This window comes from Olsenella sp. An188, from assembly GCF_002160255.1.
GTDB classification, from domain to species: Bacteria; Actinomycetota; Coriobacteriia; order Coriobacteriales; family Atopobiaceae; genus Thermophilibacter; species Thermophilibacter avistercoris.
Window position 1 is genome coordinate 236,690 of record NZ_NFKF01000001.1, and the last position, 24,151, is coordinate 260,840.

Sequence of the window (24,151 nt, forward strand, 5' to 3'; positions counted from 1 at the left end):
TACGGACCCCCCTAGAAGGGGAAGCCCCCGCGCCCGCCGCCCATGCCGCGCATCATCTGCTGCATGGCGCGACGGCCCTTCTTGCCGCCGCCCTGGGCGGCGAGGCCGCGCATCTTGCCCATCATCTTGTTCATCTCGTCCCACTGCCTGATGAGCTGGTTGAGCTCCTGGACGGAGCGCCCCGAGCCGGCCGCGATGCGCTTGCGGCGCTGGCCGTTGATGATCTTGGGCCGCGCACGCTCCTCCTTGGTCATCGAGCGAATCATCGCCTCGATGCGCGTGAGCTGGGTGTCATCCATGGCACCGGCGGGGATCTGGCCCATCGCGCGCTCCATGCCAGGAAGCATACCCATGATCTTCTGAAGGCCGCCCATCTTGCGGATCTGCTGCATCTGGGCGAGAAGGTCGTCCATGGTGAAGCCCTCGCGCAGCATCCGCTCCGCGTCGGCCATCTGCTGCTCGTCGGCGACCTTCTGCGCCTGCTCGATGATGCCGACCACGTCGCCCATGCCCAGGATGCGCTTGGCCATGCGGTCGGGGTGGAAGACCTCGAGCGAGTCGGGCTTCTCGCCCATCGAGACGAACTTGATCGGCTTGCCGGTGACCTCGCGCACCGAGAGGGCGCCGCCGCCGCGGGCGTCGCCGTCGAGCTTCGACATGATGACGCCGTCGAAGTCCACGCGGTTTGCGAACTCCGTGACCACGTTGACGATGTCCTGGCCCGTCATGGCGTCGACGACCATGAGGATCTGGTCGGGGCGGACGGCCTTCTTGATGGCCACGGCCTCCTGCATCATCTCCTCGTCGATCTGCAGGCGGCCGGCCGTGTCCACGATCACGATGTCGTTGAGGTGGTCGACGGCCTCGCGCACGGCCCCCTCGGCCACGGCCACGGCGTCACGCCCGTCGCCGCGGAAGACCGAGACGCCGATCTCGCCTCCGAGCGTGGCGAGCTGGTCGGCGGCTGCGGGGCGGTGCGTGTCGCAGGCCGCCAGCAGCGGGCTGTGGCCCTGCTGCTTGAGCAGGTAGGCGAGCTTGGCCGCGGCGGTCGTCTTGCCCGAGCCCTGCAGGCCCACGAGCATGATCACGTTGGGGGTGCGGTTCTGCGCGAGCGTGAGCTTGGAGTCGGTGGAGCCGAGAAGGACCGTGAGCTCGTCGAGGACGATCTTGACGACGTTCTGGGCGGGCGTGAGCGACCCGAGGACGTCCGCGCCGAGGCACTTCTCCTTGCAGCGCGCCACGAAGCTCTTGACGACGCGGTAGTTGACGTCCGCCTCGAGCAGCGCCATGCGGATCTCGCGCATGGCGACGTTGATGTCGTCCTCCGTGAGGCGGCCCTTGCCGCGCAGCTTGTCGAAGGTGTCCTGGAGGCGGTCGGAGAGCGAGTTGAACATGGTCACATCCCTTCGCCCACGAGCGCGCTCGTGAACTCGAGCGCGTCGAAGGTCTGGAGGTCGTCGAGGGTCTCGCCCACGCCGATGCGGTAGATGGGCAGGCCCAGCTGGCTGGATATGGCAAGCGCGATGCCGCCCTTGGCGGTGCCGTCGAGCTTGGTCACGATGAGGCCGTCGAGCTCGAGCGCGTCGTTGAACTCGCGCGCCTGGTTGAGCCCGTTCTGGCCGGTGGTCGCGTCGATGACGAGGACGACCGAGACGGGCAGCTTCGAGCGCCTGCGGGTGACGCTCACCACCTTCGCGAGCTCGCGCATGAGGTCGGAGGAGGTGTGCAGGCGGCCCGCCGTGTCGATGAGCACGAGCCTGGCGTCGCGCCGCTCGGCCTCCTCGACCACGTCGTAGCAGACGCTCGCCGGGTCCGCGCCGCGCTCGCGCGTGATCACGTCGACCCCGGCGCGCTCCCCCCAGACCTCGAGCTGCTCGATGGCCGCGGCTCGGAAGGTGTCCGCGCCGCCGATGACGCACGAGACCCCGTCCTCGCGGGCGCGTCCGGCGAGCTTGCCCACCGTCGTCGTCTTGCCCGCCCCGTTGATGCCCACGAACAGCACGCAGCTCGGGAGGTCGCTGAAGGGGTCGCGCGACGCCGTCGGGAACTCCTCGGCGAGCCGGCGCGCGAGCGCGCCCTTGAGCTGCTCGGCGCGCGTCAGGTTCTCGCGGGCGGCCTGCTCGCGCAGGTCGTCGGTCACGCGCATGGCGACCTCGGCGCCCATGTCGCCCATCACGAGCGTGTCCTCGAGGTCCTCCCAGAAGTCCTCGTCGACCTCGCCGCCCATGTAGAAGATCTCGTTGATGGCCTCGCGCGAGCGCTTGAGGCCCGCCTTCAGGCTGTCGAGAAGGCCCATCTATGCATCAACCACCTTTCCTGTGGCACGGTCAAGGCGCTGGGAGACGACGCGGCTCACGCCGTCGGCCTGCATCGAGACGCCGTAGAGCACGTCCGCCTGCTCCATCGTGCGGCGCTGGTGCGAGATCACGATGAGCTGGGTGGTCTCCTTGAGCTGCTCGATGGCGTCGAGGAGCTTGGAGAGGTTGGAGTCGTCGAGCGCCGCCTCGACCTCGTCGAACACGTAGAACGGCACGGTTCGCACCTTGTAGACGGCAAAGAGCAGCGCGAGCGCGGTGAGCGACTTCTCGCCGCCGCTCATGAGCATCATCTTGGAGATGCGCTTGCCCCTCGGCTGCGCCACGATCTCTATGCCGGTGTCCGCGGGGTTGTCCGGGTCGGTCATCTCGATGTGGGCGCGCCCGCCCGGGAACAGCAGCGAGAAGATCTCCGAGAAGTTCCTGTTCACCTTGTCGAAGACGGTGAGGAAGCGGTTGCGCATCTTCCGGTCGATGGCGGCCGTGATCTTCCTCAGCGAGGCGCGGGCGCCCTCGAGGTCGGCGACCTGCTCGTCGATGTAGTCCGCGCGCTCCTTCAGGCGCAGGTACTCGTCCATCGCGACGGCGTTCACCGGGCCGATCGACTCGATCTGGCGCCTCAGCTCGGCCACGCGCCGCTCTGCGGCGTCGCGGTCCTCGGGCTCGGGGATCTCGAGCGCCTCGTCGAGGACGGCGCCGGTGGCCACGATCGCGTTGATGGCGCCCTCGACCTGCACCTCGAGCCTGCCCAGGTCCACCTTGACCTCGGAGGCGGCGGCGCGGGCGCGCTCGAGCTCCTCCGAGGCCTCGCTCACGGCCTTGCGGGCGTCGCCGATCGTGCGCTTGAGCGAGTCGGAGTCCGCCTCGGCGAGCGAGGCGCGGTCCTTGAGGCGGGCGGCCCACTCGAGGGCGCGCGAGCGGATGGCGTCGTAGCGGTCGTGCAGCGGGTCCACGCGCAGGCGCACGACCTCGAGGGCTCGCGAGCCGCGCTCGGTGGCCACGATGCGGTCGTCGAGCTCCCGCACGCGGCGCTCGAGCTCGGAGGCGCGCGTCTCGAGGTTGGCGCGGCGCTCGCTCGCCATGGCGAGCTCGAGGCGTGCGTCGGAGAGCTCGCGGCTCGCCTTCCCCTGCGCCGCGACCGCCTCCTGGTGCGCGTCGCTCTTCTCGGAGAGCTCGGTGGCGAGGGCGTCGGCGCGCTCTCGGGCCGCGCGCGCGGCGGCGCGGTGGTCCTCGATCTGCTCGCGGGCGGCGGCCGCACGCTCGGCGGACGCCTCGCGACGCTTGGTCACCTGGGCACGCTCCGAGCTCGCGGCGGCGAGCTGGGCCTCGAGGCGGCCGCGCTCCGACTGCGCGGAGGAGAGCTCGGCGGAGAGCCGGGCCACCTCGCCCTTGGCGGAGGCCGCCTCGTCGCGGGCGGAGGCGAGGGCCTCCTCGGCGCGCGCGGCCTCGTCGATCGCGGAGGCGAGGGCCTCCTCGAGCGCCTGCATCCCCTCGGAGAGGGCCCTGATGCGGCGCTTCCTCTCGAGCGCGCCGGCCTCGTTGGAGGGCGCCGTTCCCACGTGCACCCTTCCGTCGGGGAGCACGGCCACGCCGTCCTCGGTCACGAACGTGAGCGCTGGCCATCCCTCGTGGGCGCGAAGCGCGTCCGCCGCGCCGCGCACGAGGCGCACGTCGCCCAGAAGCGCCCCGAGCAGGTCGCGCGCGTCGTCTGCCACCCTGAGGCGGTCGACGAGCGCCGTCCCCGGCGCCCCCTGCGCACCCGCGGCCACGCGGGCCGCGCGGCGCGACACGATCGTCGCCCTGCCGCCCGCGTCCGCGAGCTCGAGGGCGCGCGCGGCCACGCCGGCGGCGGCGTCGGCGTCGGCCACGACGAGGGCGGCGAGGTCGTCGCCGAGCAGCTGCTCGACGAGGGCCTCGATCGCGGGGTCCGCGTCGATGAGGTCGGCGAGGCGGCACTCCACGCGCTCGCCCTCCCCCTCGGCGAGGGCCGCCACGAGCGGGCTCGACTTTTCCACGTCCGCGTCGACGGAGCGCAGCGCGTCCAGGGTGGCGCTCGCCGAGGAGAGCCTGAGGCGCGCCTCGGACTCCGCCTCCCGGGCCGAGGTGAGCTCCGCGGTGCTGCGGTTGATCGAGGCGGCTATCTCGTCGGCACGGGAGCGGGCGCCGACGAGCTCCTCCTCGAGGCGCTCGGCGCGCTCGGTGCGCTCCGCGACGGCCTCCTCGGTCGTGCGGATGGACTCGTCGAGCTGCTCGAGGCGCGAGGCGAACATCTGGTCCTCGACCTCGGCGTTGCCGATCTGGTCCTCGAGCTTGGCGTAGGCGAGCGTCTCGCGGTCCGCCTCGGAGCGCGCGGCCCGCTCCGCCGAGCTCACGCGCGAGAGCTCGGCGTCGAGGGCGCGCCGGTTTGCGACAGCGGCGTGCGACGCGCGCGAGAGCTCCTCGACGCTCTCCCTGAGGTCCGCCTCGCGCACGCGCACGTCGGAGAGGTCCCCGGCGAGGCGCTCGTGCTCCCCCGCCGCGTCGGCGCGCTGCTTCTCCATCGCGGAGAGCTGCATGCGCATGTCCGAGAGCCGCGAGACCATGTTCTTGCCCTTCTCCTCGAGAAGGCGCATGTCGGAGTCCATGCGCCCGAGGAGGTCCTGCATGCGGCGGCGCTGCTCGCCGAGGTCGCCCACGAAGAGGCCCTTCTGCTCGAGCAGCGACTGGAGCTTCTCGAGCTCGCGGCTCTTCTCGCCGTGGCGGTACTGGGCGAGCTCGATCGCGGCGTCCGCCTCGCGGCCCCGGTCGGAGAGGCGGCTGTAGCTCTGCTGGAGCCTGCGCAGGTCGTCGACGGCGAGCTGGACCTCGAGCCCCTTGAGCTCCTCCTCGAGCGCGCGGGCGCGCTGGGCCTTGTCGACCTGCCGCTCGAGCGGACGGAGCTGGCGGGCGAGCTCGCGCGAGAGGACCTTCGCGCGGGCGAGGTTCTCGTCCATCGAGGCGAGCTTGCGCTGGCTGCGCTCCTTGCGGCGACGGTGCTTGGAGATGTCGGCCGCCTCCTCGATGAGCGCACGGCGCTCCTCGGGCCGGCTCGAGAGGATCGAGTCGAGCTTGCCCTGGGAGATGATCGAGTGGGTGTCCTTGCCGAGGCCCGAGTCGTGCAGGATGTCCTGCACGTCCATGAGGCGGCTCGGGGCGCCGTTGATGAGGTACTCCGACTCGCCGGAGCGGTACATCCGGCGCGTGATGCCGACCTCGGCGAAGTCGATGGGCAGGGTGTGGTCGGAGTTGTCGAGCACGAGCGTGACCTCGGCCACGCCCACGGCCCCGCGCGCGGAGGACCCCGAGAAGATGACGTCCTCCATCGCCTGGCCGCGCAGCTGCTTGGCGCTCTGCTCGCCGAGCACCCACAGGATGGCGTCGGAGACGTTTGACTTGCCCGAGCCGTTGGGGCCCACCACCACCGTGAGGCCGGGGTCGAAGGCCATCTGCGTGCGGTCGGCGAACGACTTGAATCCCTTGAGTGTGAGCGACTTGAGGTACAAGGCGCGTCTCCTTGGCGTCTAGTTGGTGGTCCCGGCGCCCTCGAAGTCGCCCGTCTCGGCGTAGCCGAGCCGAACGAGCGCGTCGACGGCGGCGGCGCTCTCGGAGGACTTCTTTGAAGACCCCGACCCGCGGCCGATGCGGCGCCCCTCGACCAGCACCACCGAGGTGAAGGTGGGGTCGTGCGCGGGCCCCTCCTCGGAGACGAGCTTGTACTCGGGGCCGCAGCGCATCTCGCGCTGCGTGACCTCCTGGAGGCGCGACTTGGGGCTGATGGGCTTTCTCGCGAGCGCCGGGGAGACCTCGGGGCCGAGCGTGGCCATCACGAAGGCGTGGGTCACGTCGTAGCCGGCGTCGAGGTACAGCGCGCCCACGAGCGCCTCGTAGACGTTCTCGAGGGCCGAGTGCATGCCGCGCGCCCCCGTGCCGAGCTCGGACTCCCCCATCAGGATGAGGGGGCCCACGCCGAGGCGCTCGGCCACGCTCGAGAGCATCTTTCCCGAGACGAGGCTGATCTTGGCCTGCGTAAGCTCGCCCTCGTCCATGTCGGGGAAGCGCGCGAAGAGGTCGCGCGCCACGATGGCGCCCAGGATGGAGTCCCCGAGGAACTCCAGGCGCTCGTAGGACGCGCTGACCCCCCGCCCCTCGGCGGCCGAGGGATGCGTGAGCGCGGAGACGATGAGCTCGCGCCTCTCAAAGTGGTGGCCGCAGATCCTCTCGGCCTCGGCCACCCGATCGTGCATCTTCAACGAACGCGCCCCCAGCTTAGCGGGCGCCCGCGATGGCGTCGACCACCTGGCCGATCGTGGAGATCGAGGCGACGGCATCGTCGGCGAACGTCATGGAGAACTCGTCCTCGAGGGCGGTGACGAGCTCGAGCAGGTCGAACGAGTCGGCACCGAGCTCCTTCAGGTTGGTCTCCTCGTTGAGCTGGACGTCGGAGCCCAGGGAGAGGGTGTCGTCAACGACCTCGATGACCTTGGCGAGAACTGCGTCGCGGTCCATGATTCCTCCTTGCGTGCGGGGGCGTGCCCCGTCTATCCTGACCATCCTTTTGATTCTACCCCTCCGGGAAGGCGGAGCGGGCGCGCTACTCCGATATCTCGCAGGCGTCCGCGATCCGCTCGACGAGGCGCGCCCTCACCGCCGCGGCGGCCGAGAGCGTGCCCCTGCGAACGGCCTGCGCGCTCGTGGCGCCGTGCCCCTTCACCACCGGGGCGCGCAGGCCGAGCAGGACGGCGCCGCCGTACTCGTCGCCGGACATCTCGGCGGCCAGGGACTTGAGCGAGCCGGAGAGCAGGGCCATGCCGATCTTGTTGGTGAGCGACGCCTCCATCGCGGCCTTGAGGCGCCTGATCACGAACTTGCCGGTGCCCTCGATGGACTTGAGCGCGACGTTGCCGGTGAACCCGTCGGCCACGATCACGTCGAAGGTGCCGGCGAGCAGGTCGGTCCCCTCCGCGTTGCCTGCGAACCCGCAGTCCCCCGCCTCGAGGGCGGCATGGTAGGCGAGCGCCATCTCGGAGCCCTTCGTCTCCTCGGAGCCGTTGCACAGAAGCCCCACCCGCGGGCTCTCGACGCCCAGGACCGCGCGGGAGTAGGCACGACCCATCTGCGCGAACTGGACCATCACGTCGGGCTTGACGTCGGCGTTGGCGCCCATGTCGAGAAAGACCGTGGGACGCCCCGAGATGCCCGGGAACGGCAGGCAGAGGGCCGGGCGCTTGACGCCCTTGATTCGGCCCACGCCGAAGGTCGCCGCGGTGAGCACCGCGCCGGTCGAGCCCGCGGAGAAGAGGCCGTCCGCCTCGCCCGCGCGCACGGCGGAGGCGGCGCGCACGATGCTCGCGTCCTTCTTCCTGCGCACGGCGTTGGCCGGGTGCTCGGACATCTCGATGACCTCGGTCGTCACGAGGGGGCGGGCCCGCTCGTGCGAGGCCGCGAAGGGCTCGACGACGTCGGCCGCCCCGGCCACGAGCACCTCCAGGTCGGCATCGTCGGCGAGCGCCGCGGCGACGCCCTCGAGAAGAACGGCGGGCTCCTTGTCCGCGCCCATGACGTCAACGCAGATCGTGGTCATGCTTCCTCCTTAGCCGGCCGCTCGGGCCGTCGTGTCTGCCTCACCCATTATGACGCAAGGTGCAGCCCGACGCCCTTCTCGCCAGCACGCCCCAGCTCCTCGGCGGCGCACGCCGCTGCGAGGGGCCGTCGGAGGGCGCCGGGCGAGAAGGGCCGTCGGGCCGCCCGGCCCCGGGGCACGAAAAAACGGCCGGTCCCGAGGGGCCGGCCGTGACGCTCAATCCGTCCCGAGGGCTACTCGGTGACGATGACCTCGCGGTCCTTGTAGTGGCCGCAGTTGGGGCACACGTGGTGCGGGAGCTTGGGGGCGCCGCACTGCGGGCACACGGAGCGGGCCGGGGCGGCCAGCTTGCTGTTGGCCGAACGGCGGGTGTGGGTGGCGCTGCGGCCCTTCTTTTGCTTGGGTACTGCCATGTCAAACCTCTCTTGTCACGAACCTACGCCCACCGCTCGCGCACGGAGACGTATAAGTGCCAGAATCATGCAAGGCGATACTATAGCACGCCTCCCAGGAAAGTGCACGCAATCAGCAATTCTTCACTCCGTCGGGCCTGTGGGCGCGTCGTCCTCGTCGCCCCCGCCCGTGAGGTCGAGCCCCGCGAGCGCCGAGAAGGGCGAGGACTCCATGCGCTCACGCTCGCGCTCGGCCTCCAGCTCGGCAGCGTGCCCGCAGTCCTCGACGTTGAGGTTGGCGCCGCAGACCGGGCAGAGGCCGCGGCAGTCCTCGCGGCACAGGACCACGAAGGGCGTCTCCATGACGAGGGCGGCGACGAGGGCCCCGGAGAGGTCGATCGTGCGGTCGGCGGAGACGAGCTCGTAGTCCGCCTCGTCCTCGTCCTCCCCGAGGTTCTCGGGCTCCTCGAAGAGGTAGTACTCGTCGACCTCGGAGGCGACGTCGAACTCGGCGCGCTCGAGGCAGCGGTCGCAGGTCCCGACCACGTGCGCGCGGACGAGCCCTGTCGCTAGGATGCCCTCGCCGGCGTTGGTGAGCACGACGTCGTAGTCGATCCCGCCGGGGAGCTCGAAGTCGTGGTCGCCGAGCGAGTAGGAGTGCTCGTCGACGTGGCCGGCCGCCGACCAGGTGTCACCCGGGTTGGCGAGCCGGTCGTCGATGCAGATGACGATGGGGTCCATCATGCTACCAGGGCACGTTGTTGGTGGTGTTGCGCGGGCCGGAGTTCTCGTCGAGGGTCTGGCGCACGCGCGAGACCGAGCTCGTGAGACTCTTGAGGTTCTCCTCGAGGTGGGCGAGCACCGTGTCGGCGTACTCCTCGGCGTTGTAGCGGGTGTCGCGCTCGTACTGGGCCGCCTGGTCGCGCACGGCGTCGGCCTGCTGCTGGGCGAGGCGCACGATCTCCTGGTCGCCCGCGAGGATCATGGCCTGCTGCTGCGCGTCGGCGATGATGGAGCTGGCCTGCTGCTGCGCGCGGTCGAGGGTCTCCTGCTCCTCCTTGATGATGCGGCGCGCGTCCTGGAACTCCTGCGGGAAGACGCGGCGGATCTCGTCAAGGATCTCGTAGACGTCCTGCGCGTCGACGATCTTCTTCTGGCCGTTGTCCATGAGCGGGGACTTGGCCTCGTTCACGATCTGCTCGAGCTCGTCGACCAAGCTCTCGATTTCCTCACCTGGCTGCATCTATGGTTCCTTTCGCGTGACTCATCGGATGCCTGGTTGCCCCGGCCTCTTGTCAGCATGGTAGCAGATTAAGTGGCTTATCACGAAACGCGTCGTTCTGTCAACGAGAAAGACAGCGCGGGGCCCTAGCGGAAGTGCTCGCGCAGCCGCTCGTCGACGTTCGCCGGCACGAGGATGCTCACGTCCGAGCCCATCGAGGCGATCTCGCGCACTATGGACGACGAGACGTAGCCGTACTGGGGGCTCGACATGACGAATATCGACTCGATGTCGGGCGCGAGGTGGCTGTTGAGGTCGGCCTGCTGGAGCTCGTACTCGAAGTCGGTCATCGCCCTGAGGCCCTTGACCACGCCTCCCGCGCCGAGCTCCTTGCAGAAGTTGACGAGTAGGCCCGTGAAGGGCATGACCTCGATGTCGGGCGGCAGGCCCTCGAGCTCGAGCGCGTCGCGGATCATCTCGACGCGCTCGTCGAGCGTGAAGGCGGTGCCGCGCCCGTGCTTGTTGACCGAGGCGGCCACGGCCACGGTCACCCTGGGAAAGAGCCTGCGCGTGCGGCGGATGACGTCGAGGTGCCCGTAGGTCACCGGGTCGAAGGTCCCGGGAACGACGACGTGGGTGATGAGGTCACTGCTCATGCTGGTCCTCCGAGCTCCGTGCGACGAGAAGGTCGACGGTCGTGATTCCGTGTGTCTTTGACTTGGCGAGAAGGACGCCCTCGCAGGCGAGCCCGCCGGCGTCCGAGGCGTGCTCGTAGACGATGACGGCCCCGTCGGCGAGCTGGCCCGACGTGCGGAGCCCCTCGACGAGCCCCGACACGCGAGGCGCCTCGACGGCGTAGGGCGGGTCGAGGAAGACGACGTCGAAGGGGGCCCCGGGCAGGCCGCGGCCCGCGAGGGCGAAGACGTCGCCCGAGAGGGCCGAGAGCTCCTCGGGGCGCGCGCCGAGCGAGGAGGCGCTGCGGCGGATGCGCTGGACGGCGCGCCGGTCGCGGTCGACGAGGGTCGCGTGCGCCGCGCCGCGCGAGAGCAGCTCGAGCGCCATCGCCCCCGATCCCGCGAAGGCGTCGAGAACCGAGTCCCCCGCGAGGTCGAGCCCGCGCGCGGAGAGGATCATCGAGGCGATCTGCTCGCGCGTGCGGTCGGTCGTCGGGCGCGTCACGCCGCGCCCCTCGGGAGCCTCGATCTGCCTGCCCCGCCACTTTCCCCCGACGATCCTCATGCGTGCTCCAGCTCCTCGAAGTAGCCGCCAAACCTGTCCCGCACCTCGATCGCCATGGCCCGGTGCCCCGGCGCGGCCAGGCGCGGGTCCTCGAGCGCGATCTCGCGGGCGTCGGCGTGGGCCGCCTCGACGAGGTCGCGGTCGGCGTCGAGGTCGGAGATCTCGAGCGAGACCCCGCCGCTCTGGCGGTAGCCGAGCACCTCGCCCTCGCGGCGCAGCCTCAGGTCGAGCTCGGCGAGCTCGAAGCCGTCCGAGGTGGCCTCGAGCGCCGCGAGGCGCTCCCGGGCGCGGCTGTCGCGTCTCGCGGCGCAGCAGAGGTAGACCGTCCCCGCCACGTCGCCGCGGCCGACGCGCCCGCGCAGCTGATGCAGGGTCGCGAGGCCGAAGCGGTCGGCGTCGAGCACGACCATCGCGGTCGCGTTGGGGACGTCGACGCCCACCTCGACGACCGTCGTCGCCACGAGCACCTTGGTCCGCCCCGCGCGGAAGCGCTCCATCGCGAGGTCCTTCTCGCCGGGCGCCATGCGCCCCGTGAGCAGGTCGCAGGCAACGCCCGGGAGGACCTGCGAGCGGAGCTCGGAGAGCGTGGAGGTCGCCGAGCGGACGCGCGAGCCGCTCGAGCGCAGCGCCTCGGGCACGTCCTCGAGCTCGTCGCCCTCGTCGGAGTCGTCGACGAGCGGGCAGATCACGTACGCCTGGCGACCGGCCGCCACGGCCTCGCGGACGGCGCCCCATGCCACGTCCAGGCTGTCGGGCGAGATCACGTGCGTGGACACCCCGGCACCCGCGCGCGGGCGTCGGCGGATGCGGGAGAGGTCGACGTCGCCGTAGACGGACAGCGCGAGCGTCCGCGGGATGGGCGTCGCCGTCATGGCGAGCAGGTCCGCCCCAGGGCCCTTGCGGCGCAGCGCCGCTCGCTGGTCCACGCCAAAGCGGTGCTGCTCGTCAATCACCACGAGCGTGAGCGCGGAGAACTCGAGGCCCTCGGAGAGCAGCGCCGTCGTGCCAAAGACCACCGATACCTCGCCGCGCGCGCAGGCCGCCTCGGTGAGCGCGCGCTCGTCGGCGGGCGTCGCGCCGGTGACGAGCGCCCAGCTCACGTGGGCGGCGTCGAGCACGGGACCGAGCTTCTCGGCGTACTGGCGCGCGAGCACCGAGGTGGGGGCCATCATCGCCGCCTGGGTCCCGGTGTCCGCGACGGCCGCGAGCGCCACGGCGGCCACGGCGGTCTTGCCCGTGCCCACGTCGCCGAGCAGCAGGCGGTTCATCACGCGCGGCGCGGCCATGTCCGAGAGGATCTCGTCCACGCAGGCGCGCTGCTCGTCGGTCAGCGAGAAGGGCAGCGCGGCGAGAAGCGCCTCCACGTGCGGGCCGTCGGCCACGTGGCGGGTCGGCTCCACGCCCGCGAGCTCGATGTTGCGCCGGCAGAGCAGGGCGAGCTGCAGGCAGAGCAGCTCGTCGTAGGCCAGGCGGCGCCGGGCCCGCTCCGCGGAGGCGGGCGAGGCCGGGAAGTGGACCTCGCGCAGGGCCCGGGCGAGCGTCATGAGGCCGTGGCGCGCGGCGAGGGACGCCGGGAGCCAGTCGCACACGTCGCCGGCGTCGGCGAGCGCCGCGGACACGATCCGGCGCATCCACGAGGCGCTCAGGCCCTCCCCCACCGGGTGCACCGGGAGCACGCGCGCGTACCCGCCGGCGTCCCCCGGGGCCCCCACGACCTCGTAGAAGGGGGACCTCATCTGCCTGAAGCCGTAGCCGAAGGTCACCTTCCCGGAGAGCGCCACCACGTCTCCGGCCTTGAGCTGCTCGGCGACCCACGGCTGGCGGAAGAACGACGCAACGAGCACGCCCGTCTGGTCGACGACCCAGACCTCGACCACCTGCATGCGCGGCCGCGGACGCTTGAGGCTCACCTTGTCGACCGTGGCGACGACGGTGGCGTCGGAGCCCACGTCGGCCATCGCGATCGGGGTCACGCGCGTGAAGTCGAGGTAGCGGCTCGGGATGTGGAGCAGGAGGTCGCGCACGCGCCTCACGCCCAGCCGCTCGAGCGCGGCCTCGCGCGCGCCGCGCACGTAGCGCAGCCTCGACACAGAGTCGGAGAGGGCGCAGGTTCTCTGCACCCTCTCCGCGGCACTGGCTATGGTCGGGCGGCGCCCCACGGACCTACTCGATCGAGAAGATCACGGGGTAGAGGGGCTGCTCGCCGCGGTGGGCGTCGACCTCGAGGTCGGGCTGCGCCTCCTCGATGCGCCCGAGAAGGGCCTCGAAGGCCTCGTCGTCCATGTCCTGGCCGGCGAGGATCGTGAGCGAGTCGCCCTCCTCCTCGTCCTGCATCTTGGCGATGAGCTCGAGCGTGACGTCTGCCACCGAGCTGCCCACCACGTCGATGGAGTCGTCCTGGATGCCCATGACGTCGCCGGCGTGGATGGGGCTGCCGTCGGCGGCCTGCGAGTCGCGCACCGCCGTGGTGACCTCGCCGCCGCGCACGCCCTGGATGGCCTCGGTCATGGCCTCGACGTTGTCCTCGAGCGAACCCTGCGGGTCCACGGCGAACATCGCGGAGAAGCCCTGGAGCACGGTCTTGGTGGGGACGACGGCGACCTCGACGCCCTCGCAGGCCGTCGCCGCCGCCTCGGCGGCCATGCGGATGTTGCCGTTGCCGGGGAGCACGATGACCCTCTCGGCGTTGGCGCTCTCGATGGCGGCGAGGATGTCGGCGGTGGAGGGGTTCATGGTCTGTCCCCCGGAGACCACCACGTCGACGCCGAGGGACTTCAGGATCTCCTCCTCGCCGGAGCCCGCGGCCACGGCAACGAAGCCGAGCTCCTTCCTCGGCTCGGGGGCCGCGCCGGCCGCCTCGGCCTGGTCGGCCGCGATCTTGGCGGTGCGGTCGTGGGACTCCATGTCCATGTTGTGGATGAAGACCTCGTAGACCTGGCCGAACTGGAGCATGTACTCGAGCACGCGGTTGGGCTCGTTGGAGTGCACGTGGACCTTGAAGTCGGGGTAGGCGCCGACGATGAGCTCGCAGTCGCCCAGCGTGGCCAGGTAGGCGAGCGACTCGTCCACGTCGAAGGGCTTCTCGGCCTTGAAGAGGAACTCGTTGCAGTAGCGGAACTCCGAGCCCTCCCAGTCGTCGTTGAGCTCGATGGCCACCTTGGCGGAGACGTCGGCCTTGGCGTCGACGGTGGTCTTGAAGTCGGTGAGCTCGCCGGCCTTGCCGTTGGCGGCGTTCACGAAGGCCTCCAGGAACGTGGCGAAGCCAAAGGCCCCGGAGTCGACGACGCCGTTCTCCTTGAGGACGGGCAGCAGCTCGGGCGTGCGCGCGACCGACTCGTAGGCCTCGACCACGAGGGCGTCGAGCATGTCGCGCGTGGAGATCTTGGTCTTCTCGAGCTGGTCGGCCTTGGCCGAGACGTCGCGCAGGACCGTCAGGATCGTCCCCTCGACCGGCTTGCGGACCGCCTTGAAGGCGACCTTCACGCCACGGCGCCACGCGTGGGCGACGTCGGCGGGGGTGGGGTGCTCCTGGTTCTTGGCGTCGCACAGGCCCTCGGCGACGCCGCGCAGGATCTGGCTCGTGATGACGCCGGAGTTGCCGCGCGCGCCCATGAGCGAGCCGTGGGTGATCGCCTTGGCGATGTCGTCGATCGTAGCGTCCACCGGAAGGGCCTGGACCTCGCTCACCACGGTGTTGAGGGTGAGCGACATGTTGGTCCCCGTGTCCCCGTCCGGGACCGGGAAGACGTTGAGCTTGTTGATCTCCTCGGCGCGGTCGGCGACGACCTTCGCGGCAGCGGGGAAGCAGGTGCGGACGACGGTGGAAATCATCTTCGGGTACCTCGGTTCTCTAGCTCTGGGATGCCTAGCGCGCGTTGCGAAGGCCCTCGATGTGCACCTTCACGTCCACGTTGTCGAGCTCGGCGATCTGCCTGAGCAGGAACTTGACGGAGCTCGTGAGGTTGCCGACGACGGAGGCCATGTTGACGCCCTGCTCCACGATCACGTGGAGGTCAACCACGACGCGCCCGCCCGAGGCGGCGACGTCGATGCCCTTCCTCAGCCTGAAGGAGGGCAGCAGGCGGGCGACGCCGGCCTGCTCGTCGATCTCGGCCATCCCGACGACGCCGTAGCACTCGAGCGCGGCGTAGCCGGCGAGGTCGGCGATGCAATCGTTGGACACCCTCAGCGTTCCTGGAACGACACCAGACATGCGGTCTCCTCTCGCTGGCAGGAAAAGCGGTCGAATGTATCCCGTAGATTATAGCGCAGGCGAGAAGGACGGCGCTCGGCGGCCGCCCGGACGCTAGAGCCTGCGCAGGGCGTCGACGAGCCCGGTCTTGGCGTCGGTCTTCTCGTCACGCCGCTTGATGACGCGCGCGGGCACGCCGGCCACCACGGCGCCGGCCGGCACGTCCTCCACGCAGACGGCCCCGGCGGCCACCACGGCGCCCTCCCCCACGCGCACGCCCTCGAGCACGACGGCGTTGGCGCCGATCATGACGCCGTCCTCGACGACGACGGGGACGGCGGACGCCGGCTCGACCACGCCGGCGAGCACGGCGCCGGCGCCCACGTGGCAGTTGGCGCCCACCGTGGCCCGCCCGCCGAGCACGGCGCCCATGTCGATCATGGTGCCCGCGCCCACCACGGCACCGATGTTGACGACGGCGCCCATCATGATCACGGCGTTGTCGCCGATCTCGACCTGGTCGCGGATGATGGCGCCCGGCTCGATGCGGGCGTTCACGCCGCGCAGGTCGAGCAGCGGCACGGCGGAGTTGCGCCGGTCGCACTCCACCACGAGGTCGTCGATCTTGTCGGCCTGCCCGGCGAGCGCCGGTCCGAGCGCTCCCCAGTCGCCGAAGGCCACGCGGTCCGCCGCGCCGAAGACGTGCTCGGCGGACGAGAGGTCCACGCTGCAGCCGTCCTTCTCGCGCACGTAGACCCTGACCGGGGTCTTCTTGGGGGCGTTTGCTATGAAGTCGATGATCTGCTGTGCGTCCATGGGCTGTCCGCTCCCTTCGCCGTTCTCCTGCGCATCGGCCCGTGCCCGAACGACCGGACAGCGGGCCGGAGCCTGCCACGGAAGCGGCGCGATTGGGTGTTTGGGGCTGCGCGCGCTTCTCGCCGGGCGGACATCGCCACAACCCGGCTTCCGTTGGGTGGCATCGCTTATATAACATTCACAATCTGACGCCGCTTCTCGCCCTTTTGCCCGAATCAGGGCCCGATTGGGTGGCATCCTTGATGAAACGGAGCCTCCGATATCAAAGATACCACCCAATCGCCCGCGGTTCGCGCGGGACGGGACCTCGCGCCGGCAGGAGGGGCCCCGGGCGAGGGGGACCTCGGCGGCGCGGCGAGAAGGACCTCGGGTCCTACCCAAACATGAGCTCGTCGAAGCCGTAGAAGCCGGGCGGGCGCGCGAGCAGGCGCTCGGCGCACGACACGGCCCCGGTCACGAAGATCTGGCGGCTCGAAGCGCGGTGCGTGAGGCAGACCTCCTCGTCGGTGCCGAAGAAGTGCACCTCGTGCGTGCCGGCGACCGTGCCGCCGCGCAGCGCGTGCATGCCGATCTCTCCGGCCGGGCGCTCCCCCACGATGCCGGAGCGCCCGTCCACCACGCTCCGCTCCCCGCCCGGGTCGACCGCGGCGAGAAGCGCCTTGGCGGTCCCGGACGGCGCGTCGACCTTCCTGTTGTGGTGCGTCTCCACGATCTCCACGTCCCAGCCGGCGAGCGCCTCGGCCACCATCGCCGTCGCGCGGCGCAGCGCGGCCACGCCGAGCGAGTAGTTGGCCGACCAGACGACGCGGTTCTTCTCGCCGAGGGAGCGCAGGTCCGCGAGCTGGCCCTGCGTCAGGCCCGTCACGCCGCTGACCACGGCCGCGCCCGTGCGCCGCGCGTAGGCCACGACGTGCGGCAGCGCGCCCGGGGCGGAGAAGTCCACGACAAGGTCGGCCGCCGGCGCCGCGGCGTCGAGCTCGGCCACGTCGAGCGCGTCGTAGCCGCCCAGCACGTCGAAGCCGCGGCGCGCCAGCTCCTCCGTGACGAGGCGGCCCATGCGCCCGGCGGCGCCCACCACGATCGCGCTAGCCAAGGAGGCCCACCCCCCTCATGGCCGCGACGAGGCGCGCGCGGCCGGCGTCGGAGATCTTCCACAGCGGCAGGCGGTAGACCTCCTCGATCATGCCCATCTCGGCGAGCGCGCACTTGACGGGGATGGGGTTGACCTCGCAGAAGAGCGCGTGGACGAGCTCGAGGTTCTCGAGCTGCGCCTCGCGGGCAGCCGCCACGTCGCCGGCGAGGAAGTCCGCGCACATCTTGTGGACCGTGGCCGGGGCCACGTCGGCCCACACGGAGATGACGCCGCGCGCGCCGAGGCTCATGAGCGGAACCACGATGTCGTCGTTGCCGGAGAACATACGGAAGTTGTCCGTGAGGTAGCGCGCCGCCATGGTGGCGTACTCGATGGAGCCGGAGGCCTCCTTGATGCCCCACGCGTTGGGGTGGGCGGCCAGGCGCGCGAGGTTTCTCTCGCTGATGGAGCAGCCGGTGCGGCCGGGGATGTTGTAGAGGATGCAGGGGACGTCCACCTGGTCGAGGACCGCGGTGAAGTGGCGGTAGATGCCCTCCTCGTTGGACTTGTTGTAGTAGGGCGTGATGAGCAGGAGGCCGTCCACGCCCAGGCGCACGAGGCCGGCGGCCTTGCGCTGGGACTCGAAGGTGGCGTTGGAGCCCGCGCCGCCGATGACCGGCACGCGCCCGGCCACGCGCTCCACCACGCAGCGCGCGACCTCGAGGTCCTCCTCGTCGGTCATCGTGGAGGACTCGCCGGTCGTGCCGAGCACGAGGATGCCGTCGGTGCCGCTAGCCAGGTGGAAGTCCACGAGCCGCTCGAGCGCGGCGAAGTCGACCGAGCCGTCCGCGCAAAACGGCGTGACGAGCGCGACGATAGATCCGGTGAGGTTGGTCATGTCCATGTTCTTCTCGCTTTCGCTTGACGGGGCTGCTAGCTGGTGCGGGTTGGGGCCTGGCCCCGGCTCAGCGTTTTCGGCGGGCGAGGGAGGAGAAGCGCGGGTCGTCGTCGAGGGTGGCGAAGTAGTCGGCCGGCGTCTCGGCGCGGCGGATCTGCTGGACGGTGCCGTCGCGGCGCAGGAGCAGCTCGGCGGAGCGCAGGGCGCCGTTGTAGTTGTAGCCCATCGAGTGCCCGTGCGCGCCGGCGTCGTGAACGAAGAGCAGGTCGCCGACGTGGCACTCCGGCATCGGGCGGTCGCGGGCGAACTGGTCGCTGTTCTCGCAGAGCCTGCCGACCACGTTGTAGCGGTGGTCGCGCGGCGCGTCCTCGGAGCCCATCACCGTGACGTGGTGGTAGGCGTCGTAGATCGCCGGGCGCATGAGGTTTGCCGCGCAGGCGTCGACGCCCAGGTAGTGGCGGTAGGTCCGCTTCTCGTGGATAACGCGCGTCACGAGGGCGCCGGCCGGCGCGAGCATCCAGCGGCCCAGCTCGGCGAAGACCGCAACGTCCCCCATGCCCGCCGGCACGAGCGTCTCCTCGTACGCGCGCCGCACGCCCTCGCCAATGGCGGCCAGGTCGCAGGGTGTGTCCTCGGGTCGGTAGTCGACCCCGATGCCGCCGGAGAGGTCCACGAAGCCCACGTGGACGCCCAGCTCGCGAGAGGCCTGCGCCGCCAGCTCGAAGAGCAGGCGCGCGAGGCGCGGGTAGTAGTCGTTGACCTGCGTGTTGCTGGCGAGAAACGCGTGGATGCCGAACTCGCGCACCCCCAGGTCGCGCAGCCGCGCGAGGGTCTCCAGGAGCTGCGGCACGGTCATGCCGAACTTGGAGTCCTCGGGGCGCCCGATGATGCCGCTCTCCGCCACGAAGCTCCCGCCTGGGTTCACGCGGCAGCAGACGACCTCGGGCACGCGCCCGCCGAGCGCGCGCAGCAGCGTGTCCACCATGTCCGGGGCGTCGAGGTTGATGATGGCCCCGAGCTCGTCGGCGGCACGCAGGTCCTCCTCCGGCGTGTCGCTCGAGGAGAGCATGACGCGCCGGCCCGTGACGCCGACGGCCTCGGCGAGCATGAGCTCGGGGCCGGTGGCGCAGTCGCAGCCGCAGCCGCACTCGGCCAGGACCGAGACGATCCACGGGTTGGGCGTGGCCTTGACGGCGAAGTACTCCCTGAAGCCGGGGTTCCAGGAGAACGCGGCGTTGAGCTCGGCCGCGCGGCGGCGAATCTCGGCCTCGTCGTACAGGTAGAAGGGGGTGGGGTGCTCGGCCGCGATGGCCTCGAGACGCTCGCGCGTGACAAACGGACGCTTCATGCCCATGGCTGCTCCCTGATAGCGCTCCTGCAGGTTACGTGCAGACAGTCCTGCGGGTGTTCCCCGCAGGCCCACCCGTGCGCACGCGCCCGCGCGCCGAGTTCGGCGGGCTCGCCTCCCCGCGGGGTCCACGCCTGCCGGCTCGCCCGCGGATCTTCTCGCCCGCGCCTCTATCGAGTGGGGTCACTCTAGCACACGGGAGCGCCCGCGCGCCGCGCGTTGATATACTCGAAACGATTTTCGAGAGGAGAGCCATGCACGCCGACAAGAACCGCGAGCTCGCCGCGCTCACACGCTGGCGTCGCGACCTCCACCGCATCCCCGAGCTCGACGACGAGCTCCCCGAGACGCTCGCCTACCTGCGCGGCGTGCTCCAGGATCTCCCCTGCGAGGTCCTCGAGCCCTGCCCGGGGGCGCTCTGCGCGTGGTTCGACCTCGGGCGCGACTCAAGCGTGGCGATCAGGGCGGACATGGACGCGCTTCCCGTCCCCGAGCGGACGGGCGCGCCCTACGCGAGCGCGCACCCCGGTCGCATGCACGCCTGCGGGCACGACGGGCACATGGCCATGGCGCTCGCGGCGGCGACGTGGGTGGGCGACGTCGCCCGCGGGCGCGTGGACGGCGTCTGCGCGCAGGAACTTCCGCGCAACGTGCTCGTGGTGTTCCAGCCCGCCGAGGAGACCACCGGCGGCGCGGCGCGCGTCTGCGGAAGCGGCCTCTTCGAGCGCGTGCGAGCCGAGCGCATCTTTGGGTTCCACCTGTGGCCCGAGCTGCCTGCCGGCACGCTGGCCTCGCGGCCGGGGGCACTTCTCGCCCGCTCGAGCGAGGTCACGGCGGAGTTCCTCGGGCGCGCGAGCCACATCGCGCGGTGGCGGGAGGGCCGCGACGCCCTGGCCGCCGCGGCGCGCTTCGTCCCGTCGGCCGAGGCGATGTGCGGGCGGCTCGCGGAGGAGTCCGGCGAGCCCTGCCTGCTGCGCTTCGGGCGCCTCGAGGCGGGCACGGTGAGAAACGCCATCGCGGGCCAGGCCCGCGCCGAGGGCAGCCTGCGCGTCTTCTCGGACGAGATGTTCGAACGCGCCCGCGAGGCCGTGGCCGCGCTCGCCGACAACGCGGCGGCGGCCGAGGGCTGCTCGGTCGAGCTCGGCTTCTCCGAGGGCTACCCGCCCGTCGTGAACGACGCCGACCTCTTCGCCCTCGCGGAGGCGGCGCTGCCCGGCCTCGCGCGCGTGGAGGAGCCCCTGCTCATCGCCGAGGACTTCTCCTTCTACCAGCGTCGCCTGCCCGGGGTCTTCCTGCTGCTCGGGACCGGCACGAACGTCCCGCTGCACGCCGACACCTTCGACTTCGACGAGCGCGTCCTTCTCGCCGGGCTCGACGCGTACCGCAGGCTCCTCCTCATGCCGTAGCGCGCCGTCCCGGACCCCGCTTCGCATCGTGTACAGTCCGCCTGCCCCCTCCCTTGCATCGTGTACACGGCAACGGAATCGAGGTTCTTCTCGCCAGGTCATCTACCTGCGACTTTGCGAGAAGAACCTCGGCTCGAGGGCCGCAGGGGTGTACACGATGCGCGGACGGACCACCCGAGGGTGTACACGATGCGAGGGCGGGGCAGGCCGTCCGGGCGAGCGCAGTGTGTTCGTCCTGTGTTGGCCCGAAAGACCCCGACGCGCCCCAGCTTTCTCCCTCCCGTAAGCTGAGGCTCATCTAGCAGCGCAAACGCGTCGCGGCGCGCGACGCGTCCGAAGATTGCCGGAAGACAGCTGGAAGATTGCCGGAAGGCCGCATCCGTAGAGTCGACGGCACCATGATTACCGTATGCGACATATCCGCACTTGCCCGCTGGAGCGAGAGCGGGCTCATCGACCGGCTGGGACAGCCGCTTCAGAGCCTGCCGGACCGGAGCTGGTCCCTCCCCTCGGCCTCGGAGGTCCATCCGGAGGCGCTCGCACCCGCCCGGCTCGAGGCATCGCCCGCACGCCCCCTCCACGTGCTCGTCAGCGCGCGGGAGGAGCGAGCCCGCTCGGAGCGCATCCGCTGCCACGTGTGGTCCGCACCGCTGCCCGACGGGGCGCTCTACCAGCTCACCGACGAGGTGCTTCTCGCCTCGCCCGGCTTCTGCCTGCGACAGATGACCCCGGGGTCGAGCCTCGCCCGCATAGCGAGCGCCGGCACGGAGCTCTGCGGGTCATACGGACGCTCGCCCGGCGCGCCGCGCGGCTTCTACGCGCGGGAGGCGGTCGCGACGCCGGAGGGGCTCGTCGCGGAGGCCGCGGGCGCGCGAGGATACGGGGCGCGGAGGCTGCGGGAGGCGCTCGCCCACGTCGTCGCCGGGTCGCGCTCGCCGATGGAGACGGTCGTGGTGCTGCTCTTCACCCTGCCGGTCGAGGTGGGTGGCTGCGGCCTGCCGCGCCCAGAGCTCAACTTCCGCCTCGAGATTCCCCCGTCGCTGCAGCTGGCCATCGGGAGCCCCTACGTGCGCGCGGACCTCGCGTGGCCGGAGTGGCTCGTCATCCTGGAGTACGACAGCTACGAGTTCCACGGGACGCCCGGGCAGGTCGACCGCGACAGCGTGCGCAACGAGGGGCTGCGCGACCTGGGGTGGATGGTGCGCTCCGTGACCTCGGGGATGCTGAGGAACGACCGCATGCTGACCGAGCTCGCGGGCAGGGTGGCCGCCCGGATGGGTCGCACGCTGCCGAACGACCCGCACTACCTGCAACTCCGTCACGACCTGGTCCGCGATCTGCTGCGCGGGCCCTGAGCGGCGCCTTCGCCCCCAGAGGGGCACCCTCCGCATCGTGTACACCCCCTCGGTCCTAGGCCTGCGACTCTTCTCGCAAAGTCGCAGGTAGATGACATGACGAGAAGAACCTCGACCCCGCTACGGTGTACACGATGCGACGGGGCGCCCAGCGGGTGTACACGATGCGAGGGGGCCGGCGGACCGCACGCGACGCGCAAACGCAACGAGGGGGCCGCCGAAGCGACCCCCTCGGGCTTCACGATGTTGCGCAGTCCTAGCTGCGGGCGATCTTGCCGGACTTGAGGCAACGAGAGCAGACGTTGGCCTTGCGACGGTGGCCGTCCACGACCACGGTGACGCGCTGGATGTTCGGCTTGAACGTGCGGTTGACCACACGGTGGGAGTGGCTGATGGAATGACCGGCAACGGCGTGCTTGCCGCAGAACTCACAAACCTTCGACATGACTCGTACCTCCTCAGGGGCGCGGCGCTCTCGCGCCCGCATTTACACAGCTGTACGAATATAGCACATGAAATCGCAGACGCAACGGGAAACCCCAAGCAATTGTGGCTTTTTTGTCGCGCGGGACAAGGTGTGGGGTCACGCCCGGTCACGCAGCACGAACGCCACGACGGCCCCCGAGCGACACTCGACCTCCGCGTCCGCGCTCGTGACCACGTTGGAGATCCCCAGGTCGCCGAGAAGGACCATCGGCTTGTCGCAGAGCTCCCAGCGCATGCCCCGCTCGTCGATCCGCGTGTCGGGGGCGACGGCGACCGCGGAGAACGTGCGCCCCACCGCGTCCGGCCCGAGCCTCCACAGGCGCTCCCCGCCCGCCGAGACCACCCTCATCTCGTAGCCGTCCTCAACGATGCGCGCCTGCGCCGCGCCGAGCCCGACGAGCTGCCCCACCACGGCAAGCGCGTGGTCGGGGCGTCCGCCCGACGCGCACGTGAGCGTCACCGAGAGCGGCGCGGAGCGGCGGGACGCCTCGTGCCGGGCGCACTCGAGGGCGAGGGCGAGGTCGGTCGCGTACTTCTCCGTGGGAAAGCCGACGCAGGTCCGGGCCGCCGAGCGGGCCCACTCGACCGCAGGTCCGCTCGCGGAGTCGAAGTCTCCGCAGAAGACGTCGGGCGCCACGCCGGCGGCATGGCAGACGTCCGCGCCCCCGTCCGCGCAGACCACGTAGTCCGCGCCGTCCGCGAGCGCGGAGACGAGCGAGGGGGAGCTCGGCTCCGGGGACCCCGCGACCACGAGCGCCCGCAGCGGGGCGCCCTCGGAGCGCGACGGCCGCTCGTAGTCGGCGAGCAGCGGCAGCGAGAGCTCGGCGAAGCCGTGGCAGAAGACGTCGCACCAGGGTCGCACGTCCTCCTCGCGGCGGCCGTCGTGGTCGTTCATGAGGCCAACGACGGCAAAGCCCGCGCGACGGGCCGAGCGCACGCCGAAGGGCGCGTCCTCGAAGACCCACGTGCCCTCGCGCGGCGTCCCCAGGCGGCGGGCGGCCTCGAGGTAGACGTCCGGGAACTCCTTGTCACGCCCCCCGACGTCCTCGGTGCTCACCACGCCAACGAAGTAGCCCGCGAGGTCGTGGGCCGCGAGCGCGCAGGCGAGCTCGCGCTTGGGGGTGGACGAGGCCACGATCATCGGGACCCCGGCCGCGGCGAGCTCGTCGAGAAACTCCCGCGCGCCGGGCATGATCTTGACGTCGCGCTCGTAGGCCTCGCGGACGTGCGCGCAGAGCGTCTCGTAGACCTCCTCGGACGAGGCGCCCATGCCGTAGCGCTCGTGAAAGAGCCGGCAGGCGTCCGCCAGCGCCATAGGCTCGACCTCGTCGAGCGGCGCGCCCTCGCTCCCGTAGTGGTCGTAGAGCCACTCGTAGGCGTGGTTCCACATGCCCATCGAGTCGACGAGCGTGCCGTCGCAGTCAAAGATCGCGCCAGAGATGTTCATCGCTCCCCCGTCGTCCTTCTCGTCACCAAGCAGATATGATGATAAACGCGCCTGGCGAGAAAAACCGCGCGCTCGCCGACTCGTTTTGGGTAAAGTATCTGGCGTTTGGACATCTTGCGCATCACGGAGGCAACCATGGCACGTTACGACTATCACTGCCCGGACTGCGGCGTCACCTTTGAGGTGGAGCACCCCATGAGTGCGCACCCCAAGGTGAGCTGCCCGAGCTGCGGGCACGCCGCCGAGCGCGTCTTTGACCCCTCGGGCATCGTCTTCAAGGGGTCTGGCTTCTACAACACCGACCAGCGCGGCTCGGGCGCCCCCAAGCCCGAGAAGTGCGAGGGCTGCAAGGCCTGCGACTAGT

The 24,151-nt window shown here is 70.9% G+C and carries 23 protein-coding genes and 1 riboswitch; of the genes, 3 read left to right on the forward strand and 20 right to left on the reverse strand.

Going from position 1 to position 24,151, the window contains the following annotated elements; all coding sequences use genetic code 11:
• Positions 1 to 11: 11 nt before the first annotated feature.
• From ffh to B5F23_RS01230, 18 genes are all read right to left on the reverse strand, one after another.
• Positions 12 to 1,394, reverse strand: coding sequence for a signal recognition particle protein (ffh, locus tag B5F23_RS01145; RefSeq protein ID WP_087350627.1), 1,383 nt, complete (start codon positions 1,392 to 1,394; stop codon positions 12 to 14).
• 2 nt (positions 1,395 to 1,396) lie between these two features.
• Positions 1,397 to 2,296, reverse strand: a complete 900-nt coding sequence (gene ftsY / locus B5F23_RS01150; protein ID WP_087350630.1) for a signal recognition particle-docking protein FtsY — start codon at positions 2,294 to 2,296, stop codon at positions 1,397 to 1,399.
• Complete coding sequence (gene smc / locus B5F23_RS01155; protein ID WP_087350633.1) at positions 2,297 to 5,836, reverse strand: chromosome segregation protein SMC; 3,540 nt, start codon at positions 5,834 to 5,836, stop codon at positions 2,297 to 2,299.
• An 18-nt stretch (positions 5,837 to 5,854) separates the two neighbouring features.
• The gene (gene rnc / locus B5F23_RS01160) at positions 5,855 to 6,583 is read right to left on the reverse strand and encodes a ribonuclease III (protein ID WP_087350636.1); all 729 of its coding nucleotides are present in this window, start codon (positions 6,581 to 6,583) and stop codon (positions 5,855 to 5,857) included.
• A 16-nt stretch (positions 6,584 to 6,599) separates the two neighbouring features.
• On the reverse strand, positions 6,600 to 6,839 hold the full coding sequence (locus B5F23_RS01165; protein WP_087350641.1) for an acyl carrier protein: 240 nt from the start codon (positions 6,837 to 6,839) through the stop codon (positions 6,600 to 6,602).
• 85 nt (positions 6,840 to 6,924) lie between these two features.
• Positions 6,925 to 7,914 (reverse strand): phosphate acyltransferase PlsX, encoded by a 990-nt coding sequence (gene plsX, locus B5F23_RS01170; protein ID WP_087350644.1) that lies wholly within the window; start codon positions 7,912 to 7,914, stop codon positions 6,925 to 6,927.
• A 233-nt stretch (positions 7,915 to 8,147) separates the two neighbouring features.
• On the reverse strand, positions 8,148 to 8,327 hold the full coding sequence (gene rpmF, locus B5F23_RS01175; protein ID WP_087350647.1) for a 50S ribosomal protein L32: 180 nt from the start codon (positions 8,325 to 8,327) through the stop codon (positions 8,148 to 8,150).
• Positions 8,328 to 8,450: 123 nt separating this feature from the next.
• A complete protein-coding gene (locus B5F23_RS01180) occupies positions 8,451 to 9,047 on the reverse strand; it encodes a YceD family protein (protein ID WP_087351358.1) in 597 nt (198 codons plus the stop codon).
• Positions 9,048 to 9,051: 4 nt separating this feature from the next.
• On the reverse strand, positions 9,052 to 9,549 hold the full coding sequence (locus tag B5F23_RS01185; protein WP_087350649.1) for an ATPase: 498 nt from the start codon (positions 9,547 to 9,549) through the stop codon (positions 9,052 to 9,054).
• Positions 9,550 to 9,674: 125 nt separating this feature from the next.
• A complete protein-coding gene (coaD, locus tag B5F23_RS01190) occupies positions 9,675 to 10,184 on the reverse strand; it encodes a pantetheine-phosphate adenylyltransferase (RefSeq protein WP_087350651.1) in 510 nt (169 codons plus the stop codon).
• Complete coding sequence (gene rsmD, locus B5F23_RS01195; protein WP_087350653.1) at positions 10,174 to 10,767, reverse strand: 16S rRNA (guanine(966)-N(2))-methyltransferase RsmD; 594 nt, start codon at positions 10,765 to 10,767, stop codon at positions 10,174 to 10,176. Before rsmD ends, coaD begins: the two co-directional genes overlap by 11 nt.
• Complete coding sequence (gene recG / locus B5F23_RS01200; RefSeq protein ID WP_241145758.1) at positions 10,764 to 12,887, reverse strand: ATP-dependent DNA helicase RecG; 2,124 nt, start codon at positions 12,885 to 12,887, stop codon at positions 10,764 to 10,766. The genes rsmD and recG overlap by 4 nt, the downstream gene beginning before the upstream one ends.
• 43 nt (positions 12,888 to 12,930) lie before the next feature.
• Positions 12,931 to 14,598 (reverse strand): DAK2 domain-containing protein, encoded by a 1,668-nt coding sequence (locus B5F23_RS01205; protein WP_087350660.1) that lies wholly within the window; start codon positions 14,596 to 14,598, stop codon positions 12,931 to 12,933.
• Positions 14,599 to 14,632: 34 nt separating this feature from the next.
• Entirely contained in the window at positions 14,633 to 14,980 is a 348-nt protein-coding gene (locus B5F23_RS01210) for an Asp23/Gls24 family envelope stress response protein (RefSeq protein ID WP_087350663.1), read from the reverse strand.
• Between the two features lie 93 nt (positions 14,981 to 15,073).
• Positions 15,074 to 15,775, reverse strand: coding sequence for a 2,3,4,5-tetrahydropyridine-2,6-dicarboxylate N-acetyltransferase (dapD, locus tag B5F23_RS01215; RefSeq protein WP_087350666.1), 702 nt, complete (start codon positions 15,773 to 15,775; stop codon positions 15,074 to 15,076).
• A 373-nt stretch (positions 15,776 to 16,148) separates the two neighbouring features.
• A complete protein-coding gene (gene dapB, locus B5F23_RS01220) occupies positions 16,149 to 16,868 on the reverse strand; it encodes a 4-hydroxy-tetrahydrodipicolinate reductase (protein WP_087350669.1) in 720 nt (239 codons plus the stop codon).
• Positions 16,861 to 17,751 (reverse strand): 4-hydroxy-tetrahydrodipicolinate synthase, encoded by an 891-nt coding sequence (gene dapA, locus B5F23_RS01225; RefSeq protein ID WP_206392173.1) that lies wholly within the window; start codon positions 17,749 to 17,751, stop codon positions 16,861 to 16,863. The genes dapB and dapA overlap by 8 nt, the downstream gene beginning before the upstream one ends.
• A gap of 61 nt (positions 17,752 to 17,812) precedes the next feature.
• Positions 17,813 to 19,099 carry a diaminopimelate decarboxylase family protein gene (locus B5F23_RS01230; protein WP_241145759.1) on the reverse strand — a complete coding sequence of 429 codons (1,287 nt, stop codon included), beginning with the start codon at positions 19,097 to 19,099 and terminating at the stop codon, positions 17,813 to 17,815.
• A gap of 5 nt (positions 19,100 to 19,104) precedes the next feature.
• Positions 19,105 to 19,274, reverse strand: a riboswitch (Lysine riboswitch).
• A gap of 73 nt (positions 19,275 to 19,347) precedes the next feature.
• Between B5F23_RS01230 and B5F23_RS01235 the strand changes: the two genes are divergently transcribed.
• Both B5F23_RS01235 and B5F23_RS01240 read left to right on the forward strand, forming a co-directional pair.
• Positions 19,348 to 20,499, forward strand: a complete 1,152-nt coding sequence (locus tag B5F23_RS01235) for an amidohydrolase (RefSeq protein WP_087350672.1) — start codon at positions 19,348 to 19,350, stop codon at positions 20,497 to 20,499.
• A 398-nt stretch (positions 20,500 to 20,897) separates the two neighbouring features.
• The gene (locus B5F23_RS01240) at positions 20,898 to 21,854 is read left to right on the forward strand and encodes a hypothetical protein (RefSeq protein ID WP_087350675.1); all 957 of its coding nucleotides are present in this window, start codon (positions 20,898 to 20,900) and stop codon (positions 21,852 to 21,854) included.
• Between the two features lie 256 nt (positions 21,855 to 22,110).
• On the opposite strand, the gene rpmB is transcribed toward B5F23_RS01240, so the two are convergent.
• Positions 22,111 to 22,299, reverse strand: a complete 189-nt coding sequence (rpmB, locus tag B5F23_RS01245; RefSeq protein WP_072371255.1) for a 50S ribosomal protein L28 — start codon at positions 22,297 to 22,299, stop codon at positions 22,111 to 22,113.
• A gap of 138 nt (positions 22,300 to 22,437) precedes the next feature.
• Positions 22,438 to 23,787 carry a thiamine diphosphokinase gene (locus tag B5F23_RS01250; protein ID WP_087350680.1) on the reverse strand — a complete coding sequence of 450 codons (1,350 nt, stop codon included), beginning with the start codon at positions 23,785 to 23,787 and terminating at the stop codon, positions 22,438 to 22,440.
• 135 nt (positions 23,788 to 23,922) lie between these two features.
• On the opposite strand from B5F23_RS01250, the gene B5F23_RS01255 reads away from it, so the two are divergent.
• Positions 23,923 to 24,150: an FmdB family zinc ribbon protein gene (locus tag B5F23_RS01255; RefSeq protein ID WP_087350682.1), complete on the forward strand. Its 228-nt coding sequence runs from the start codon at positions 23,923 to 23,925 to the stop codon at positions 24,148 to 24,150.
• Position 24,151 lies beyond the last annotated feature (1 nt).

Excerpts from the sequence above, each read along its gene's own strand:
- ffh (WP_087350627.1), bottom strand. The coding sequence starts at position 1,394 with ATGTTCAACTCGCTCTCCGACCGCCTCCAGGACACCTTCGACAAGCTG.
- ftsY (WP_087350630.1), bottom strand. The coding sequence starts at position 2,296 with ATGGGCCTTCTCGACAGCCTGAAGGCGGGCCTCAAGCGCTCGCGCGAG.
- B5F23_RS01165 (WP_087350641.1), bottom strand. The coding sequence starts at position 6,839 with ATGGACCGCGACGCAGTTCTCGCCAAGGTCATCGAGGTCGTTGACGAC.
- plsX (WP_087350644.1), bottom strand. The coding sequence starts at position 7,914 with ATGACCACGATCTGCGTTGACGTCATGGGCGCGGACAAGGAGCCCGCC.
- rpmF (WP_087350647.1), bottom strand. The coding sequence starts at position 8,327 with ATGGCAGTACCCAAGCAAAAGAAGGGCCGCAGCGCCACCCACACCCGC.
- B5F23_RS01180 (WP_087351358.1), bottom strand. The coding sequence starts at position 9,047 with ATGGACCCCATCGTCATCTGCATCGACGACCGGCTCGCCAACCCGGGT.
- B5F23_RS01185 (WP_087350649.1), bottom strand. The coding sequence starts at position 9,549 with ATGCAGCCAGGTGAGGAAATCGAGAGCTTGGTCGACGAGCTCGAGCAG.
- coaD (WP_087350651.1), bottom strand. The coding sequence starts at position 10,184 with ATGAGCAGTGACCTCATCACCCACGTCGTCGTTCCCGGGACCTTCGAC.
- rsmD (WP_087350653.1), bottom strand. The coding sequence starts at position 10,767 with ATGAGGATCGTCGGGGGAAAGTGGCGGGGCAGGCAGATCGAGGCTCCC.
- B5F23_RS01205 (WP_087350660.1), bottom strand. The coding sequence starts at position 14,598 with ATGATTTCCACCGTCGTCCGCACCTGCTTCCCCGCTGCCGCGAAGGTC.
- B5F23_RS01210 (WP_087350663.1), bottom strand. The coding sequence starts at position 14,980 with ATGTCTGGTGTCGTTCCAGGAACGCTGAGGGTGTCCAACGATTGCATC.
- dapD (WP_087350666.1), bottom strand. The coding sequence starts at position 15,775 with ATGGACGCACAGCAGATCATCGACTTCATAGCAAACGCCCCCAAGAAG.
- dapA (WP_206392173.1), bottom strand. The coding sequence starts at position 17,751 with ATGGACATGACCAACCTCACCGGATCTATCGTCGCGCTCGTCACGCCG.
- B5F23_RS01230 (WP_241145759.1), bottom strand. The coding sequence starts at position 19,099 with ATGGGCATGAAGCGTCCGTTTGTCACGCGCGAGCGTCTCGAGGCCATC.
- B5F23_RS01235 (WP_087350672.1), top strand. The coding sequence starts at position 19,348 with ATGCACGCCGACAAGAACCGCGAGCTCGCCGCGCTCACACGCTGGCGT.
- B5F23_RS01240 (WP_087350675.1), top strand. The coding sequence starts at position 20,898 with ATGATTACCGTATGCGACATATCCGCACTTGCCCGCTGGAGCGAGAGC.
- rpmB (WP_072371255.1), bottom strand. The coding sequence starts at position 22,299 with ATGTCGAAGGTTTGTGAGTTCTGCGGCAAGCACGCCGTTGCCGGTCAT.
- B5F23_RS01250 (WP_087350680.1), bottom strand. The coding sequence starts at position 23,787 with ATGAACATCTCTGGCGCGATCTTTGACTGCGACGGCACGCTCGTCGAC.
- B5F23_RS01255 (WP_087350682.1), top strand. The coding sequence starts at position 23,923 with ATGGCACGTTACGACTATCACTGCCCGGACTGCGGCGTCACCTTTGAG.